This window comes from Streptomyces sp. Y7 (genome assembly GCF_043195415.1).
Classification (GTDB): domain Bacteria; phylum Actinomycetota; class Actinomycetes; order Streptomycetales; family Streptomycetaceae; genus Streptomyces.
Window position 1 is genome coordinate 95921 of the sequence record NZ_JBIDDQ010000015.1, and the last position, 17015, is coordinate 112935.

The following is a 17015-nucleotide window of genomic DNA, read 5'->3' on the forward strand; positions in this document are numbered from 1 at the left end:
GGGTACTACGCTGTACGCGCTCGAAGGAGTATTCGACGGGGACCGGCGGGGCATCCCGGAAAAGGGCTGGGACATCCCGGAAAAGGTCGCAGGGGGGCCTGAGTGTCGTCGTTGTCGTCATCGGCGCTGGTCGGCAGAGAACCGGAGCGGGACCTTCTGACCACGGCCGTCGCATCGGCGGGCGAGGGGCGGGGCTCGTCGGTCTTCGTGCTGGGCGAGCCGGGCATCGGCAAGTCACGCCTCGTCGAGGAGACCGCCGCCGCCGCCATGAGCTCCGGATTCCGGGTGCTGCGCGGGCGGGCCGCGTCCGCCGGACGCGCCGTGCCGCTGCGACCGCTGGCGGAGGCCGTGTTCTCCGGACTGCGCGGCGAAGGGGCGCCCGAGGACGGGGACCTCGGCCCCTACGAACCGCTCCTGTCACGGCTGTGCGGGCTGGCGCCGCAGGACGGCGCGCCGCTGGTGGGCTACGCCGAGGCGGTGCTGCGACTCCTGACGGCCCTCGGACGCTCCGGCGGCTGTGTCCTGGTGCTGGAGGACCTGCACGACGCGGACGCCGACACGCTCACCATCGTCGACTACCTCACGGACAACCTCCCCGGCCGGCGGGCCGTCCTGCTGGCCACGCTGCGCGGGGGGCCCGGTCCCGCACTCGACCTCGCCGAGGCCGCCGCGTCCCGCCGTTCGGCCCGCACTCTGCGCCTCGCCGGCCTCGGCCCCGCGCACACCGCGGAACTGGCGGCCCGCTGTCTGGGCCACGACGACGCGGGCAAGGTGCCGGCGGCCGTACTGGACCGGCTGCACGCCGTCTCCGAAGGCGTCCCCTTCGTCGTGGAGGAGCTGCTGACCGCCATGGTCGACAGCGGCAGCCTCGTCCGGCGGCGGGGCGACGGCTGGACGGTGACCGGCTCGCTGGACGCCGGTGTGCCCGCGACGGTCGCCGCCGCCGTCCTGCAGCGCGTGGACCACCTGGAGCCGCCCGGCGTCGCCCTTCTGGAAGCGGCGGCCGTGCTGGGCAGGCGCTTCCCCGTGGACATCGCCGCCCGCGTCGCGGGAGTCGACCGGACGACGGCGCTCCGCCAGCTGCGGCAGGCGGCACACGCCCATCTGGTCACCGACGGCGCGACCGCCGAGGAGCCCGGCTGGCACTCCTTCCGGCACGCCCTGACCGCCGACGCCATCAGCCGCCGGCTGCTGCCCGCGGAACGCGCGGCGCTCTGCCTCGCCGCCGCCGACGCGATCGAGTCCGCCGACGCGACAGGGCCGCTGCCACGGGACGCCGGCCGTCCTGCCCGGCGGGCCGTGGAGCCCGACGGCCTGATCGGCGGTGGCCCGGGCGACGACCTGTACCGCCTGGCCGCGGAGCTGTGCGTCGCCGGCGGGCAGCGGGCACGGGCGGCCGTCCTGCTCACCCGGGCGGGCCGGCAGGCGGTCCTGCGCGGCGCTCTGCTGACCGCGGTGGAACTCCTCGACCGGGGCCTGGAGCTGACCGCCGGCGCGACGGACGCCCCGCCCGAGGCCGTGGCCGGGCTGCTGGAGGAGCTCCTGGGGACGCTCGTCCTCACCGGCGACGTCCGGCGCGTCCCGGAGCTCGGCGACCGGCTGGACCGGGTGCTGACCGCGTGCGGCGCGCCGCCCGTCCGCCGCGCCGCGGGCTTCCTGATCCGGGCCAGGGCCGCGGCCACCGCGCAGCAGTGGGAGGAGGGCCTGACCTCGGTGCGGCGGGCACGGGAGCTGCTCGGCGCCGAGCCGGACCCGGCGTCCCGCGCCGCCCTGGACTCGGTCGCCGCGCACCTGGTGCTCAACTCGCGGCGCCCGGACCGGCTGGAGAGCGCCAGGGCCCTGGCCGAGGGGGCCGTGGCGACCGCCGAGGCGATCGGGCTGCCGGAGGTGAGCTGCAAGGCGCTGAACATGCTGGGGTACTGCCTGCGGCCCCTGGACCTGGCCGAGACGGAGAAGGTCTTCGAACGCCTGGTGGCCACGGCCGACGCCCATGCGCTGCCGGTCTGGCGGATACGCGGCCTGCTGGAACTCGGCGTACTGGACCGGATCCGGATCACCGGGACCGATCGGCTGCTGGCCGCGCGCAGGGCGGCCGAGGAGACCGGTGCCGTGCTGATGACGGCCTGGGCCGACATGCATCTGGCGCAGGCCCACGTGCTGCGCGACGAGCAGGACCGGGCCCTGGAGGCCGCCGGGCGGCTGCGGACGACGGCCCGCAGACTGCGGCTGGGGGAGGTGCAGCTGATCGGCGTCGGAGTGGACGCCATCATCGCCGCCTCCCGCGGCGAGCGGGACAAGCTCCAGGCCGCGCTGCACGCCATGGAGAGCGCGTTGGCCGGACGGAGCGCCGGAGCGCTCTGGGGCTACGCCGACACCTCCGTGTGGGGCTGGGCCCAGGGCATCTGCTCCCTGCTGCGCGAGGAACCCGAACGGGCGCTGGCCGAGTTCACCGAGGCGGACCGGGCCATGCGCGCCCTGCCCAGCACCCGCGGGGTCACCGGATTCCTGGGCCCGTACCTGCTCCTGCGTACCGTGCGGGGCGCGGCCGGCTGGGCGGAGCTGGACGGGCCCGTCGCGGACCGGCTCAGCCAGGTCCACTGGGACCGGCCCTTCGCCGGGTGGTCCCGGGCCGTGCTGCTGGGCCGCGAAGGCCGCGCCGGCGAGGCCGCCAAGGCGGCCGAGGAGGCACTGACCGGGACCGAGGCCATCCCCCTGGCCCGTCACCTGTGTCTGCGCCTGGGCGCCTCCGCGGCGCTCGCCGACGGCTGGGGGCACCCCGTCGAGTGGCTGTCCGCCGCCGAGCAGTTCTTCCACGACCGGGGCACGACACGGGTGGCGGCGGCCTGCCGCGCCCTGCTGCGGGAGGCGGGCTCGCCCGTTTCCCGCCGTCGCCGGGGCCACGACTCGATTCCGCAGGAGCTGCGGCGGGCGGGGGTGACCGCGCGGGAGTACGAGGTGCTGCGCCTGCTCGGCCGGGGACTCGGCAACCAGGAGATCGCCGAGCACCTCTTCCTCTCGCCACGCACCGTCGAGAAACACCTCGCGAGCCTCAGGAACCGCACGGACCGGAGCGGCCGGGCCGCCCTGATCGCCCTGGCCCGCCGCTACGCCGGCGGGCAGTGACCCGGTACGCCTCGGCTCATTCCCGACTCCCGCGCTGTGACCTGTGCGTTTGCCACGAGGAACGATCGCTGCCGGGCCGGCGTCTCAGCTGACGCCCATGCGCGCGTGCCACACTGCCAGATTCCGTCCGACCCCAAGGGAGCCAAAGCCCTCCATGGACAGCACCGCATCCGCCTCGCTCGCCTCCCTCTGGGACGAGGTCGCCGGCACCCAGCCCGACCCGGATCTGTGGGTGGTGCTCGCCACACTGGTCGCCGCGCTCGCCGTGGTCGTCCCGCACAACCTGTGGCGCCTCTCGCGCAACGCCATCACCATCGCCCATGAGGGCGGCCACGGCCTGGTCGCGCTGCTGACCGGCCGGACGCTGACCGGCATACGCCTGCACTCCGACACCAGCGGCCTCACCGTCAGCCGCGGCAAGCCGCACGGCATCGGCATGATCCTCACCGCGGCCGCCGGCTACACGGCTCCCCCGCTGCTGGGCCTGGGCGGCGCAGCGCTGCTGGGCGCGGGCCGGATCACGCTCCTGCTGTGGCTGGCGACCGCCCTGCTGGTGGCGATGCTGGTGATGATCCGCAATGCCTACGGGGCACTGACGGTGTTCGTCACGGGCGGCACGTTCGTGGTGGTGTCGTGGCTCGCGGGACCCCAGATCCAGGCCGCGTTCGCGTACACCGTGGTCTGGTTCCTCCTCGTGGGCGGCGTCAGGCCGGCCTTCGAGCTGCAGGCGAAGCGGTCACGGGGCGGGGCGGGCGACTCGGACGCGGACCAGCTGTCCCGGCTGACGCATGTGCCGGCGGGGCTGTGGCTGTTCCTGTTCCACGCGGTGTCGCTGTGTTCGCTGATAGGCGGGGGAAGGTGGTTGCTGGAACTGTGACGCGCCCCGAAGGGCAGCGTCTGCGGAGGCGCGGCGAACCGCGCGACCGGCCCCCACGGCGCCGCACCCGAGCCCCCGCCTGCTTATAAAGTGAACCCATGGCCCAAAACCCCGCCGCACACACCGCCCTCTGGCCCGCCCCGCACGCGAGCGGACCCGTCGACGCGACGGTCCACGTGCCGGGGTCCAAGTCGGTCACCAACCGCGCCCTCGTCCTCGCCGCCCTGGCGAGCGAGCCGGGCTGGCTGCGCCGCCCGCTGCGTTCCCGCGACACCCTGCTGATGGCCGGCGCCCTGCGCACCATGGGTGTCGGCATCGAGGAAGGCGTCGGCCCGGAGGGCACCGGCGAGGCGTGGCGGGTGCTCCCGGCGGGCCTGCGGGGCCCGGCCACGGTCGACGTCGGCAACGCCGGCACGGTGATGCGCTTCCTGCCGCCGGTCGCCGCGCTCGCCGACGGTCCCGTCCGCTTCGACGGCGACCCCCGGTCGTACGAACGTCCCCTGCACGGAGTGATCGACGCCCTGCGCGCCCTGGGCGCCCGGATCGACGACGACGGCCGGGGCGCGCTGCCGCTCACCGTGCACGGCGGGGGTGCGCTGGAGGGCGGCGCGGTGGAGATCGACGCCTCGTCGTCGTCCCAGTTCGTGTCGGCGCTGCTGCTGTCGGGACCGCGCTTCAACCAGGGCGTCGAGGTCCGGCACACCGGCTCCTCGCTGCCCTCCATGCCGCACATCCGCATGACCGTGGACATGCTGCGCGCCGTCGGCGCCCAGGTGGACACCCCGGAGTCGGGCGGCGAGCCGAACGTCTGGCGGGTCACGCCGGGCGCCCTGCTCGGCCGTGATCTGACCATCGAGCCGGACCTGTCCAACGCCCAGCCGTTCCTGGCGGCGGCGCTGGTGACCGGCGGCAAGGTGCTCGTCCCGGACTGGCCGGCCCGCACCACCCAGCCCGGTGACCGGCTGCGGGAGATCTTCACCGAGATGGGCGGTTCCTGCGAACTCACCGAGTACGGGCTCGTGTTCACCGGTTCGGGTGCCGTGCACGGCATCGACGTGGACCTGAGCGAGGTCGGCGAACTCACCCCGGGCATCGCCGCCGTGGCGGCGCTCGCGGACTCCCCCTCCACCCTGCGCGGGGTCGCGCACCTGCGGCTGCACGAGACGGACCGGCTGGCCGCGCTCACCAAGGAGATCAACGAACTCGGCGGTGACGTGACCGAGACCGCCGACGGCCTGCACATCCGCCCGCGCCGGCTGCACGGCGGCGTCTTCCACACCTACGAGGACCATCGCATGGCGACCGCCGGCGCGATCATCGGCCTCGCGGTCGACGGCGTGCGGATCGAGAACGTGGCCACGACGGCGAAGACCCTGCCGGACTTCCCCGAGCTGTGGACCGGGATGCTCGGGGCGTAGGGACACCGCCATGCGCCGCTACGGCAAGCACACCGACGAGGACGACATCCGCACCCGCCCGGGACGCCGGAACACCCGACCCCGTACGAACATCCGGCCCAAGCACGAGGACGCCGCCGAGGGCATGGTCCTCACCGTCGACCGGGGGCGGCTGACCTGCCTCGTCGACGACCGGGTCGTGATGGCGATGAAGGCCCGCGAACTCGGCCGCAAGGCCGCGGTGGTCGGGGACCGGGTGGCACTGGTCGGCGATCTGTCCGGCAACAAGGACACCCTCGCGCGCATCGTGCGGATCGAGGAGCGCAGTTCGGTGCTGCGCCGCACCGCCGACGACGACGATCCGTTCGAGCGGGTGGTGGTCGCCAACGCCGACCAACTCGCCATCGTCACCGCCCTCGCCGACCCCGAGCCGCGGCCCCGGCTGATCGACCGCTGTCTGGTGGCGGCGTTCGACGGAGGGCTCGAACCGCTGCTGGTGCTGACCAAGTCGGACCTGGCGGCACCGGACGAAATCCTGGAGCTGTACGGGGCGTTGGACATCCCCTACGTCGTCACCAGCCGTGCGGAACTGGAGGCCGGGGACGCCGCGGACCGGGTGCGCGAGCAACTGGGCGGCCGGGTCACGGCGTTCGTCGGCCACTCCGGCGTGGGCAAGACGACCTTGGTGAACGCTCTGGTGCCGCACGAGCGCCGGCGTTCGACGGGGCATGTGAACGCGGTGACGGGACGCGGCCGGCACACGACGACGTCGGCGCTGGCCCTGCCGTTGCCGGAGATGGACGGCTGGGTGATCGACACCCCCGGGGTGCGGTCGTTCGGCCTGGCACACGTCGATCCCTCGCGGGTGATCCACGCCTTCCCCGACCTGGAGTCGGGAACCGAGGGCTGTCCGCGTGCGTGCAGTCATGACGAACCGGACTGCGCGCTGGACGACTGGGTCGCACAGGGGCACGCCGATCCCGCGCGGTTGTACTCGCTGCGACGACTGCTGGCCACGCGTGAGCGCAAGGAAGGCGACTGAGGAAGGCGGCTGAGGAAGGCGATTGACCTTCGCGTTGTTTGTCTTCCTGTGAGTCCGGTAAAGGCATAATCGCACCGAGCCGGATCCAAGCCTGACGAAGCGGTCACAGTACGTGGGGATACGGGAGGACAGCACATGGCGTGGCTGCTGGTCATCGTGGCGGGGCTGCTCGAAACCGGCTTCGCCGTCTGTCTGAAGCTGTCGCACGGCTTCACCCGGCTCTGGCCGACGGTCGCCTTCTGCATCTTCGCCCTCGGCAGCTTCGGACTGCTGACGCTCTCGCTGCGCAAGCTCGACGTCGGGCCGGCGTACGCGGTGTGGACGGGGATCGGCGCGGCGGGCACGGCGATCTACGGCATGGTCTTCCTCGGGGACATCGTGTCGACGCTGAAGATCCTGTCGATCACGCTGGTGATCGTGGGCGTCATCGGCCTGCAACTGTCCGGATCCGCGCAGTGAGGCCCGTCCGTCCCACCGGGTCAGCCCGGCAACTGCCGGTACAGCGCGCTGCGTACGAGATCGGCGACCCCTCCCTCGCCGGGTGGGGCGGCGACACAGGACAGGGCCAGCCGCACGACGAGTTCGCAGGAGCGGGCGAGGTCGGCGGTGTCGGGCTTGCTGTTGCCGGGCCCGGCCAGTACCGATACGGCGCGGTCGCGCACGATGGCCACGAAGTCACCGGGTGACGGCAGGGGCCCGTCGGCGCGGCGCTGCGCCGGGACCGCCGAGGAGGACGGGACGGCGGACAGGGTCGGCGAGGGCAGGCGTTCGCCCCAGCAGCCGGTGAGCATGGCGCGCACCAGGGCGTTGTCCCGGGCGAGGCCGGCGGTCCACTCCGCGGCGGCGGTGAGGCGGTCGCGGGCGTCGCTGGGGGTGGCGAGGGCGCGGTCCACGCCGGCGAGGTAGCCGTCGGCCTCCCTCCTCACGAGCGCACGCGCGAGCCCTTCCTTGCTGCCGAACTCGTTGTACAGCGTCTGCCGGGACACTCCGGCCGCCGCGGCCACGTCCACCATCCGCACGGCGGACCACGACCGGCGCGCCAGCGCCGTGAAAGCGGCGTCCAGCAGGGATTCCCGCGCTGCAGGCATCTTCGCCTCCCGGGGAGGAGCGACTCTGCGCCCAGATTTGACGCGCACGGGGGCACTGTCAAGGGTTCGCGAGGGCATGCGGGGGCGCCAGGGGGCCGGGGCGCGCGGGTCCCCGCCGACCGAGAGGACGCACGGCGGGCGGCATCGAAGCCGTCGACCGCGCCTCTCCCCGACGACCGAGCAGACGCTCGGCACACGGCGACGAAGCCGTCGACCGCGCCTCTCCCCGACGACTGAGTACACGCTCCGCAGACGGCGACGAAGCCGTCGCGGCACCCTCGGGGACTGAGCAGGCGCTCGGCAGACGGCTGCCGGCCACCCGGCCGCGCCTCTCCTCGGGGCGGGCAGACAGGCCGAGCACACGGCGCACCGATGGTATGCACACGGGCACCCCGCCAACCGTGCACAACCCGCCCACGAGCCCCTGGCCTAGTAGCCCCAGCCCGACCACGGCAGATAGCGTTCGTCCCATGCCGGACTACCTCGACGATCTCCGCCTCGCCCACGTCCTCGCGGACGCCGCCGACGCCACCACCATGGACCGATTCAAGGCCCTCGACCTCAAGGTCGAGACGAAGCCGGACATGACCCCCGTGAGCGAGGCCGACAAGGGCGCCGAGGAGCTGATCCGGGGCCAGTTGCAGCGCGCCCGCCCGAGAGACGCGATCCTCGGGGAGGAGTACGGCGTCGAGGGCACCGGGCCCCGCCGCTGGGTCATCGATCCGATCGACGGCACCAAGAACTACGTGCGCGGCGTCCCCGTCTGGGCCACGCTCATCTCCCTCATGGAGGCCGTCGAGGGCGGTTTCCAGCCGGTCGTCGGTCTCGTGTCGGCGCCCGCGCTCGGCCGGCGCTGGTGGGCCGCCAAGGGACACGGCGCCTTCGCCGGCCGCAGCCTGTCGTCGGCGTCCCGGCTGCGCGTCTCCCAGGTCTCGAAGCTGTCGGACGCCTCGTTCGCGTACTCCTCGCTCGGCGGCTGGGAGGAGCGGGGCCGGCTGAACGGTTTCCTCGATCTGACGCGCGAGGTCTGGCGCACGCGCGCCTACGGCGACTTCTGGCCGTACATGATGGTCGCCGAGGGTTCGGTGGACATCTGCGCCGAGCCCGAGCTCTCCCTGTGGGACATGGCCGCCAACGCGATCATCGTGACGGAGGCGGGCGGCACCTTCACCGGCCTCGACGGCCGCCCCGGCCCGCACAGCGGCAACGCCGCCGCCTCGAACGGCCTGCTGCACGACGAGCTCCTGGGGTACCTCAACGAGCGCTACTGAGCGCCCCCTTGTTGACCCCCTCTTTACCTGTCACTCTGAGAGTCCCCCCACTTGTGAATTTGTGAATCCATGAACAATCGGTGCGGGGGCACATCAGGAGGTGGCTCCATCCATGCTCGTACGTGACGCCATGAGCACCGTGGTCCTCACCATCGGCCCCACCCACACCCTTCGCCAGGCAGCCGCACTCATGTCCACCCGCCGGGTCGGCGCGGCCGTGGTCCACGACCCCGACGCGGGCGGTATCGGCATCCTCACCGAACGCGACATCCTGAACTCCGTCGGCCTCGGCCAGAGCCCGGACGCCGAACGCGCCCATGACCACACCACCACCGACGTCGTGTTCGCCGCCCCGGCATGGACCCTGGAGGAGGCGGCCCGCGCCATGGCGCACGGCGGCTTCCGGCATCTGATCGTCCTGGACCGCGGCGAGCCCGTCGGCATCGTCTCGGTCCGCGACATCATCCGCTGCTGGGCACCCGTACGACAGCACGTGCCCGCCTGAGCACGCACGACGGGCCGGGTCCCCGAAGGAACCCGGCCCGTCCGCCTCGGCAGGCGATCCAGTGCTGGTGATCAGCCGCGCAGGGCCTGGACCGCGGCGTCCAGCCGCTTGCCGAAGTCGTCGTCCGCCCGGCGGAAGTTGTCGATCGCCCGCTCGACGATGTCCTCGCGCGAGACCGGCGCCAGGGCACCCGCCAGGTTGGCGATCAGCCGCTCCTTCTCGTCCTCCGACATCAGGCGGTACAGGTCGCCCGCCTGCACGAAGTCGTTGTCCTCCGCGTGGGCGGGGGCCTCGTGGTTGCCGGTGCCGGCGGTGAAGCCGGCGAACGGCTGCCACAGCGGGCGGTCCGTCTGCGCCGGGCCGCCGAAGCTGTTCGGCTCGTAGTTCTTCGCGCCGCCGTGGCGGCCGTCGTACAGGGAGCCGTCACGGGAGTTGGTGCGCGCCTCGGTGGCGTGCGGGCGGTTCACCGGCAGGTGGTCGGCGTTGATGCCGACGCGGTAGCGGTGGGCGTCGCCGTACGCGAAGAGGCGGCCCTGGAGCATCTTGTCCGGGGACGGCCCGATGCCGGGCACGAAGTGCGCCGGGGAGAAGATCGACTGCTCGACCTCCGCGAAGACGTTCTGCGGGTTGCGGTTGAGCTCCAGCCGGCCGATCTCGATCGGCGGGTAGTCCTCGTGCGGCCACACCTTGGTGAGGTCGAACGGGTTGAAGCGGTACGTCGCCGCGTCCGCCGCCGGCATGATCTGCACCTGCACGGTCCAGCTCGGGAACTCCCCGCGCTCGATGGCCTGACGCAGGTCGCGCTGGTGGGAGTCGGGGTCCTCACCGGCGAGCCGGTTCGCCTCCTGCTGGGTGAGGTTCCTGATGCCCTGGTCGGTCTTGAAGTGGTACTTGACCCAGAAGACCTCGCCCGCCTCGTTGTTCCACTGGTAGGTGTGCGAGCCGTAGCCGTTCATGTGGCGGTACGACGCCGGGATGCCGCGGTCGCCGAACAGCCAGGTCACCTGGTGCGTCGACTCGGGGCTCAGGCTCCAGAAGTCCCAGACGTTGTCCGGCTCGGTGCTGCCCGTGTACGGGTCGCGCTTCTGGGTGTGGATGAAGTCCGGGAACTTGATGGCGTCCTTGATGAAGAACACCGGGGTGTTGTTGCCGACGAGGTCGTAGTTGCCCTCCTCGGTGTAGAACTTCAGCGCCCAGCCGCGCGGGTCACGCACGGCGTCCGCCGCGCCGAGGTTGCCGGCCACCGTGGAGAAGCGCAGGAAGGTCTCGGTCTGCTTGCCGACCTCGGAGAGGAAGGCGGCGCGGGTGTACGGGGTGACGTCCGCGGTCACCGTGAAGGTGCCGTAGGCGCCGGCGCCGCGTGCGTGCACCACGCGCTCCGGGATGCGCTCCCGGTTGAAGTGGGCGAGCTTCTCCAGCAGGAGCTGGTCCTGGACGAGGACCGGGCCGCCGATGCCCGCGGTCTCGCTGTTCTGGTTGTCGGCCACCGGAGCACCGGCCTCCGTCGTGAGCGGTCCCTGGGTCACATGCGCCTCCTGCGTAGGTTCGAGCAACTCCAGCCACTCCTGTCCAGTAGCCGAAGATGATCCGATCCTATACTGGACTTTGTCTAAGTCAAACAGAGCTCCAAAGTCACACCCATTCGGAACCTGGTCCTCCTCTGTTAAGGTGTTCTCCATGAGCGACCTTCTGGAACGACTGCGCGGACGCGGATGGCGGATGACCGCGCAGCGCCGCGTCGTGGCCGAGGTTCTCGCCGGCGACCACGTCCACCTGACGGCGGACGAGGTGCACGCGCGGGCCGTCGCCAAGCTGCCCGAGATCTCCCGGGCGACCGTCTACAACACCCTGGGCGAGCTGGTCACCCTCGGCGAGGTGCTCGAGGTCTCCACCGACAAGCGCGCCAAGCGGTACGACCCCAACGCCCACCGGCCCCACCACCACCTGGTCTGCGCCCAGTGCGGCTCCATCCGGGACGTCCACCCGACGGGCAACCCGATGGCCGACCTCCCGGCCTCCGAGCGCTTCGGCTTCACGGTCTCGGACGTCGAGGTGACGTACCGCGGCATCTGCCCGAACTGCGCGAAGGCCTAGCCTCCACCTTTCCCGAGCCCCGGCACCGATGAGTGCCGGGGCTTCGTGCTGCCCGGGATGCGGATGGAGCACGTGCGGGCGAAGTGCGTGCGGGGTTCCGGAATCTGACGGGCCGTCATATGGTCGACGACACCCACACGTCCGTTCCGCACTCCGCGAGGAGACAGAAGTGGGAGAGCCGTATCCCAAACTCAGAGCGAACGACCTGACGCGCGCCTTCGGCCGGACCCCCCACACCGTCCACGCCCTCGGCCCCCTCGATCTGACCGTCGCCCCCGGCGAGTTCGTCTGTGTCGTCGGCCCCTCCGGCTGCGGCAAGTCGACCCTTCTGCGCATCGCGGCGGGCCTGCTCCGCCCGAGCACCGGCACCCTGGAGATCCGTGCGACGAGCCCGCGCCCGGCGGCGATGATCTTCCAGGACTACGGCATCTACGACTGGAAGTCCGTCCGCGCGAACGTCCGCTTCGGCCTGGACATCCAGCGCGTCCCGCGCCGCGAGGCGAACGCCCGAGCGGACGAGTGGCTGGCCCGCATGGGCCTGTCGGACTTCGCGAACGCCTATCCGGCGGCCCTCTCCGGCGGGATGCGCCAGCGCGTGGCGATCGCCCGCGCCCTGGCCGTGGAGCCCGAGATCCTGCTGATGGACGAGCCCTTCGCCGCGCTGGACGCCCAGCTGCGCACGATCCTCCAGGACGAACTCCTGGACATCACGCAGTCCCTGAGGACCACCACGCTCTTCATCACCCACAGCCTGGAGGAGGCCATCGTCCTCGGCGACCGCGTCCTGGTGATGTCCGCCCGGCCGGGCCGGATCATCGCCGAGCACCGCCCGCCCTTCCCCCGCCCGCGCACCGGCGGCATCCGCGCCACTCCCGAGTTCACCGCCCTGAAGAGCGAGCTGTGGGACCTGCTGCGGAAGGAGGCCGTACCGGCATGACGACGCTCACCAAGCCGCCCGCCGAGTCGGTCCTCGTCCGCCGCCCGGGCCCACGCGAACTGCACCCGGCCCGCACCCACCGCCGCCGGCGCGCGCTGGAGCTGTCCCTGGCGCTCGCCGTGCCCGTCCTGCTGCTCCTGCTGTGGCAACTGGCCGCGGCCCAGGCCTGGATCGACGACCGGGTCTACCCGGCCCCCTCCACGATCCTCGCCGACGGCTGGGACCGGGCCGCGGCCGGGGACCTGTGGCCGGACGTGTGGGCCACCCTGAAGCGGGTCGTCGCGGGATACACGGCCGGCACGGCGGCCGGCTACGCCCTGGGCCTGCTGATGGGTTCCCTGTCGCTGGTACGCGCCGCGCTGGAGCCGCTGCTGGACGCCCTGTACGTGGTGCCGAAGCTGGCTCTGCTGCCGGTCTTCCTGAACATGTTCGGCCTGGGCGAGGGCCCGCAGGTGGCCCTGGTGGCGGCGACGGTGTTCTTCTTCGTGTGGATCTCGACCATGTCCGCGGTGATGTCCGTCCCGGCCGGCCACCGTGACGCGGGCCAGGTCTTCGGCGCCTCGCGGTGGCAGATGTTCCGGCACGTGCTGCTCCCGGCGTCGCTCCCGTCCGTCCTGGTGGGCGCCCGTATCGCGGCAGGAGTCGCGGTCCTGGTCATCGTCGCCTCGGAGCAGATCGCCGCGACGAACGGGCTGGGCCATCTGATCTTCGACTCGCGCGCGCTGTTCCAGAACGACGTCATGTTCGTCGGCATCGTCTGCGTCGCGGTCCTCGGCGTTCTCTTCTCCGAGCTGATCCGCTTCGCCGGACGCCTGCTCACGCCCTGGGCACCGAGGGACCGAGGAAGGGGCCAGTCATGAGAAGAAGGCCACCTCCGTACGGCGTTCTCCTCGCCGCGGGGGCCCTGCTGGCATCGGCGGCCTGCTCGCCGCCGTACGAGTCGGACTCCTCGTCGAAGGCGGTCGGCGACCGCACGATCCGCCCGGTCGACGGCTGCGGCTCGAAGGCGTGGACCGACCCGAAGGACCTCTCCCCCGACCGCGTACCGGCCCGCTGTCTGCCCGGCGCACCTTCCCCGCAGCCGCTCGCCGAGCCCCGCGAACTGACGATCGCCACGGGGACTCTGAGTGCGGAGTACGTGGCCCCGCTGCAAGTGGCGCTCGACAAGGGGGAGTTCAAGAAGGAGGGCCTCGACGTCACACTGAAGGTCCTGCCGACGCCGGACGCGCTGCCCCTGCTGGCGAAGGGGGACATCGACGCGCTGTGGGCGGCTCCGGAGGCGGCCGTCATGAACGGCGTCAAGGGCGGCTTCGACATCAAGTGGGTCGCCGGGAACTTCTCACCGGCGCCGAAGTCGAAGAGCGGTCTGTGGGTGCGCCTGAAGGAGGGCGAGAGCGCGAACCAGGTCGCGATGGCCGGCCGCAGGATGGGCACGATGATCGGCAAGGGATCGGTCATCGCCTACCCGATGGAGAAGGCGCTGGAGAAGCACGGCGGCGGTCTCGCCGACATCCGGTACCAGCAACTGGGCTCGGCCGACGTCCTCACGGCCCTCCAGAACGGCGGCGTCGACTCCGCGTGGCTCCTGGACCCGGTCTGGCGCAAGGTGGACGGCGAGCGAGGGTACGCCTTCCTCGGCGGCCAGCCGCGCGGCGAGCCCCTGGGCGGCATGCTCTACGGCCCCGCGCTCCTCCAGGACGACGTGGACGCGGGGGTGGCCCTTCTGCGGGCCTACATCCGCACGCTGAACACCTACTTCGCCGCGGACTACAAGCAGGATGCGACCTTCGTCACCTACCTCGCCGAACTCCTCGAGGCGGACGAGTCGATCCTCCGATCCACCCCGTCCCTGGTCATGGACTGGGAGATCCGCGCCGCGACGACGACCCGTCTGCAGGCGGCCTACGAGGCCCAGGGCGTCGCCGAGGGAAGTCCGCTTCCGGAGTCGCGAACGGTGAACCGCGCCCTCTACGAGGAAGCGGTGGGCCACCGGCCGTGACCCGCCCCACCCCCGAACACACCTAGGGCCGGGATCCTTACGGATCCCGGCCCTAGGTCTTCAGTAGCGGGGACAGGATTTGAACCTGCGACCTCTGGGTTATGAGCCCAGCGAGCTACCGAGCTGCTCCACCCCGCGTCGGTGAACGCAACATTACGTCAAGGACGCGGACAGAGGCAAATCGCTTTTCCGGGAGCCGTGGATCGAGGCTGACCAGCACGTTCCAGTGCGGGTCCGCTAACGGCTCCCAGCCCGTCCGGCGTTTGAGGACGAGGCCCGTTCAGGGCCGAAGCGGGGGTCCGGGGGCGGCAGCCCCCAGGACGGCCGGGGTCGAAGGGGCAGCGCTCCTGGAGGACGGGACGGGCAGGGGCGGAGGGGCGAAGCCCAAGGCAGCGGCCACAACGCCCCGCACCCGGCACCCCCTCACGCCGACAGCTCCTCCCGCAGAGCGTCCCGCAGCCGCGCCGCTCGCTGAGCGACCTCCTCCGGCCCCAGGCTCACCGCCCGGTCGGCCCACCGCTTCCCCTCCGCCAGCTCCCCGCGACGCGCGTAGACCAGGGCGAGCCGCAAAGCCGACCGCCCGTGCCCGGCGTCAGCCGCCCGCGTCCACCACACGGCCGCCTCGGGCTCGCTGCCCTCCCGGGCCAGCAGCAGCCCCAGATTGAACGCGCCGTTGCGCGACCCGGCCTCGGCAGCCGCGCGGTACCACCGGGCCGCCTCCACCACGTCCCCCCGGGCCGCGGCCAGCATCCCGACCCGCACCTGCGCCCGCCGGTGCCCCTGGGAGGCCGCCCGCTCGTACCACTCCTCGCACTCGGTCTTCTCGTGCGCCGGCTCCCCCAGCTCATGCGCGGGCTCCGGCGGCCGCCGCGCGTCCAGCACGGTCGCCAGCCGGTACGCCGCCTCGGGACTGCCGCCCCCGGCCGCACACCGCAGATGCCGCTCCGCCGCCAGTTCGTCGCCGTCCCGCAGCCGGGCGATGCCGACCTGCAGGGCCGCCTCCGTGTGTCCGGCGGCCGCCGCACGCTCGTACCAGCGCAGCCCGGCCCGCTCCTCGCCCCGCCCGGCGTACAGGATCCCGAGGTTGAACGCGGCGTCCACGCTCCCCGCCTCGGCGGCCTTGGAGAACCAGGGCTCGGCACCCGAGGTGTCCCCGCCCTGGAGCAACAGGATCGCCAGCGCGTTCGCCGCCTCGCGGTGACCGGCGTACGCCGCGCGCCGGTACCACTGCTCGGCCTGCGCGGTACGCGACTGCTCGGCGCAGAGCAGCCCGAGGTTGTACGCGCCGTTGACGTCGCCGGCGTCCATCGCGGCCCGGTACCACCGCTCGGCGGTCTGCGTCTCGCCGCGCTCGGCGTGCAGCGCGCCCAGCGCGTTCGCGGCGTTGCCGTCGCCGTCCTGCGCGGCCCGCAGCCACCACACGGCGGCGCTCTCGGTGTCGCCCGCGTCCCGCAGCAGGAAGCCGAGCGCACAGGCGGCGCGCGCCTCGCCGTCCTTGGCGGACGTCAGGTACCAGCGCCCGGCCTCCTTGAGGTCGCCGCGCTTCTCCAGGATCGCGCCGAGGTGCAGCGCGGCCCTGCGGTGCCCGCGTGCGGCGGCCTGCCGGTACCACTGCTCGACCTCGTCCAGGACGGCGGCGTCCGGCTCGACACCGTTGTCGGCGCCGTCCTCGCCCGTCCGCGTCGCCTGCCGGTCGAGAGCGCGCGCCAGCCGGTACGCCGCCTCCCGGTGCCCGCGCTCGGCCGCAGCCCGCATCCACTGCGCGGCCCGGTCGTCGCTGCGGTGCTCCAGCAGATCGGCGAGCGCGTACGCGCCCAGCGTGTGCCCCTGCTCGGCGGACTGCCGCAGCCAGTACTCGGCGGCGGGCTCGTCGCCCCGCTCGCGGTGGTGGCGTCCCAGCGCGTGCGCGGCCGCGGCCGACCCGGCGACGGCGGCGATCCGCCACCATCCGGCGGCCTCGTCGGCATAGCCGCGCTGGTGCAGAAGGACGCCGAGGTTGTTCGCCGCCGCCCGGTCCCCCGCCGCGGTCGCGGCCCGCAGATGGGGCTCGGCCCCGTCGAGGTCACCGCGGCGCAGCAGCATGGCCCCGAGGACGCTCATCGCCTCGACGTCGCCGGCCTCCGCGGCGAGCAGCCGGCGCGCCTCCTCGGCGGCCTCCCCCGTCTCGTCCTGGTCGGCCGGCCGGTCGAGGGCGAAGTCGCCCTCCGGTCGCACCAGTTCACCCACCGGCTGCGAGGCACCGCCCGTCGGACGCGAGGCATCGTTCTCCGGCTGCACGAAATCGCCCGTCGGCTGCACAAAGTCGGCAGGCTGCACAAACCGCCCTGTCTCCAACAGAGTTGCCTTGTCCCCCATAACGTCCATCGTCGCACCACCTGCAACCTGGGTACACCTGGTATACCGCAGCCAGTGAGGTCACTTCAGCGTTTTGTCGACATGCCCACAGAGAGACAAGTCAAACACAGTTCGCTCAACTCCCCACGGCGGCACGACCGTCCCGGCCCCCGGCACATGCGTTCGCACACCACGAAGGCCCGGATCCTTAAAGGATCCGGGCCTTCGCTGTCGTACGAAATGTTCGCCGACTTCAGTAGCGGGGACAGGATTTGAACCTGCGACCTCTGGGTTATGAGCCCAGCGAGCTACCGAGCTGCTCCACCCCGCGCCGTTGTGAAGCAACCG

14 protein-coding genes and 2 tRNA genes are annotated in these 17015 nt (G+C 72.6%); 11 read left to right on the top strand and 5 right to left on the bottom strand.

The window, feature by feature from the left end:
• Nucleotides 1-102: 102 nt before the first annotated feature.
• The 5 genes from ACGFW6_RS29820 (at nucleotide 103) to ACGFW6_RS29840 (ending at nucleotide 6898) form a co-directional block, all read left to right on the top strand.
• Nucleotides 103-3123, top strand: a complete 3021-nt coding sequence (locus tag ACGFW6_RS29820; protein WP_393516478.1) for an AAA family ATPase — start codon at nucleotides 103-105, stop codon at nucleotides 3121-3123.
• A 154-nt stretch (nucleotides 3124-3277) separates the two neighbouring features.
• On the top strand, nucleotides 3278-4000 hold the full coding sequence (locus ACGFW6_RS29825) for a M50 family metallopeptidase (protein WP_393516481.1): 723 nt from the start codon (nucleotides 3278-3280) through the stop codon (nucleotides 3998-4000).
• A gap of 98 nt (nucleotides 4001-4098) precedes the next feature.
• Nucleotides 4099-5418, top strand: coding sequence for a 3-phosphoshikimate 1-carboxyvinyltransferase (gene aroA / locus ACGFW6_RS29830; protein ID WP_393516484.1), 1320 nt, complete (start codon nucleotides 4099-4101; stop codon nucleotides 5416-5418).
• Between the two features lie 10 nt (nucleotides 5419-5428).
• Nucleotides 5429-6439 (top strand): ribosome small subunit-dependent GTPase A, encoded by a 1011-nt coding sequence (gene rsgA, locus ACGFW6_RS29835; RefSeq protein ID WP_393516487.1) that lies wholly within the window; start codon nucleotides 5429-5431, stop codon nucleotides 6437-6439.
• Between the two features lie 135 nt (nucleotides 6440-6574).
• On the top strand, nucleotides 6575-6898 hold the full coding sequence (locus tag ACGFW6_RS29840; RefSeq protein ID WP_393516490.1) for a DMT family transporter: 324 nt from the start codon (nucleotides 6575-6577) through the stop codon (nucleotides 6896-6898).
• A gap of 20 nt (nucleotides 6899-6918) precedes the next feature.
• Here the strand turns inward: ACGFW6_RS29840 and ACGFW6_RS29845 are convergent, their stop codons facing one another.
• Nucleotides 6919-7527 (bottom strand): TetR/AcrR family transcriptional regulator, encoded by a 609-nt coding sequence (locus tag ACGFW6_RS29845; RefSeq protein WP_393516493.1) that lies wholly within the window; start codon nucleotides 7525-7527, stop codon nucleotides 6919-6921.
• A gap of 470 nt (nucleotides 7528-7997) precedes the next feature.
• Between ACGFW6_RS29845 and hisN the strand changes: the two genes are divergently transcribed.
• Both hisN and ACGFW6_RS29855 read left to right on the top strand, forming a co-directional pair.
• The gene (gene hisN / locus ACGFW6_RS29850; RefSeq protein WP_393516496.1) at nucleotides 7998-8798 is read left to right on the top strand and encodes a histidinol-phosphatase; all 801 of its coding nucleotides are present in this window, start codon (nucleotides 7998-8000) and stop codon (nucleotides 8796-8798) included.
• 112 nt (nucleotides 8799-8910) lie between these two features.
• On the top strand, nucleotides 8911-9303 hold the full coding sequence (locus ACGFW6_RS29855) for a cyclic nucleotide-binding/CBS domain-containing protein (RefSeq protein WP_126898280.1): 393 nt from the start codon (nucleotides 8911-8913) through the stop codon (nucleotides 9301-9303).
• 71 nt (nucleotides 9304-9374) lie between these two features.
• Here ACGFW6_RS29855 and ACGFW6_RS29860 read toward each other — a convergent pair whose 3' ends face one another.
• Nucleotides 9375-10829 carry a catalase gene (locus ACGFW6_RS29860; protein ID WP_393516499.1) on the bottom strand — a complete coding sequence of 485 codons (1455 nt, stop codon included), beginning with the start codon at nucleotides 10827-10829 and terminating at the stop codon, nucleotides 9375-9377.
• Nucleotides 10830-10980: 151 nt separating this feature from the next.
• Here ACGFW6_RS29860 and ACGFW6_RS29865 point away from each other — a divergent pair, with 151 nt between their 5' ends.
• The 4 genes from ACGFW6_RS29865 (at nucleotide 10981) to ACGFW6_RS29880 (ending at nucleotide 14333) form a co-directional block, all read left to right on the top strand.
• Nucleotides 10981-11397 carry a Fur family transcriptional regulator gene (locus ACGFW6_RS29865; protein WP_030949880.1) on the top strand — a complete coding sequence of 139 codons (417 nt, stop codon included), beginning with the start codon at nucleotides 10981-10983 and terminating at the stop codon, nucleotides 11395-11397.
• A 169-nt stretch (nucleotides 11398-11566) separates the two neighbouring features.
• Entirely contained in the window at nucleotides 11567-12334 is a 768-nt protein-coding gene (locus ACGFW6_RS29870) for an ABC transporter ATP-binding protein (protein WP_393516502.1), read from the top strand.
• The gene (locus ACGFW6_RS29875; protein ID WP_393516505.1) at nucleotides 12331-13194 is read left to right on the top strand and encodes an ABC transporter permease; all 864 of its coding nucleotides are present in this window, start codon (nucleotides 12331-12333) and stop codon (nucleotides 13192-13194) included. The genes ACGFW6_RS29870 and ACGFW6_RS29875 overlap by 4 nt, the downstream gene beginning before the upstream one ends.
• Entirely contained in the window at nucleotides 13191-14333 is a 1143-nt protein-coding gene (locus ACGFW6_RS29880) for an ABC transporter substrate-binding protein (RefSeq protein WP_393516508.1), read from the top strand. Before ACGFW6_RS29875 ends, ACGFW6_RS29880 begins: the two co-directional genes overlap by 4 nt.
• A 64-nt stretch (nucleotides 14334-14397) precedes the next feature.
• On the opposite strand, the gene ACGFW6_RS29885 is transcribed toward ACGFW6_RS29880, so the two are convergent.
• The 3 genes from ACGFW6_RS29885 to ACGFW6_RS29895 form a co-directional block, all read right to left on the bottom strand.
• A tRNA-Met gene (locus ACGFW6_RS29885) sits at nucleotides 14398-14471 on the bottom strand.
• 285 nt (nucleotides 14472-14756) lie between these two features.
• Complete coding sequence (locus ACGFW6_RS29890; RefSeq protein ID WP_393516510.1) at nucleotides 14757-16697, bottom strand: sel1 repeat family protein; 1941 nt, start codon at nucleotides 16695-16697, stop codon at nucleotides 14757-14759.
• Nucleotides 16698-16924: 227 nt separating this feature from the next.
• Nucleotides 16925-16998: transfer RNA gene (locus tag ACGFW6_RS29895), tRNA-Met, on the bottom strand.
• Nucleotides 16999-17015 lie beyond the last annotated feature (17 nt).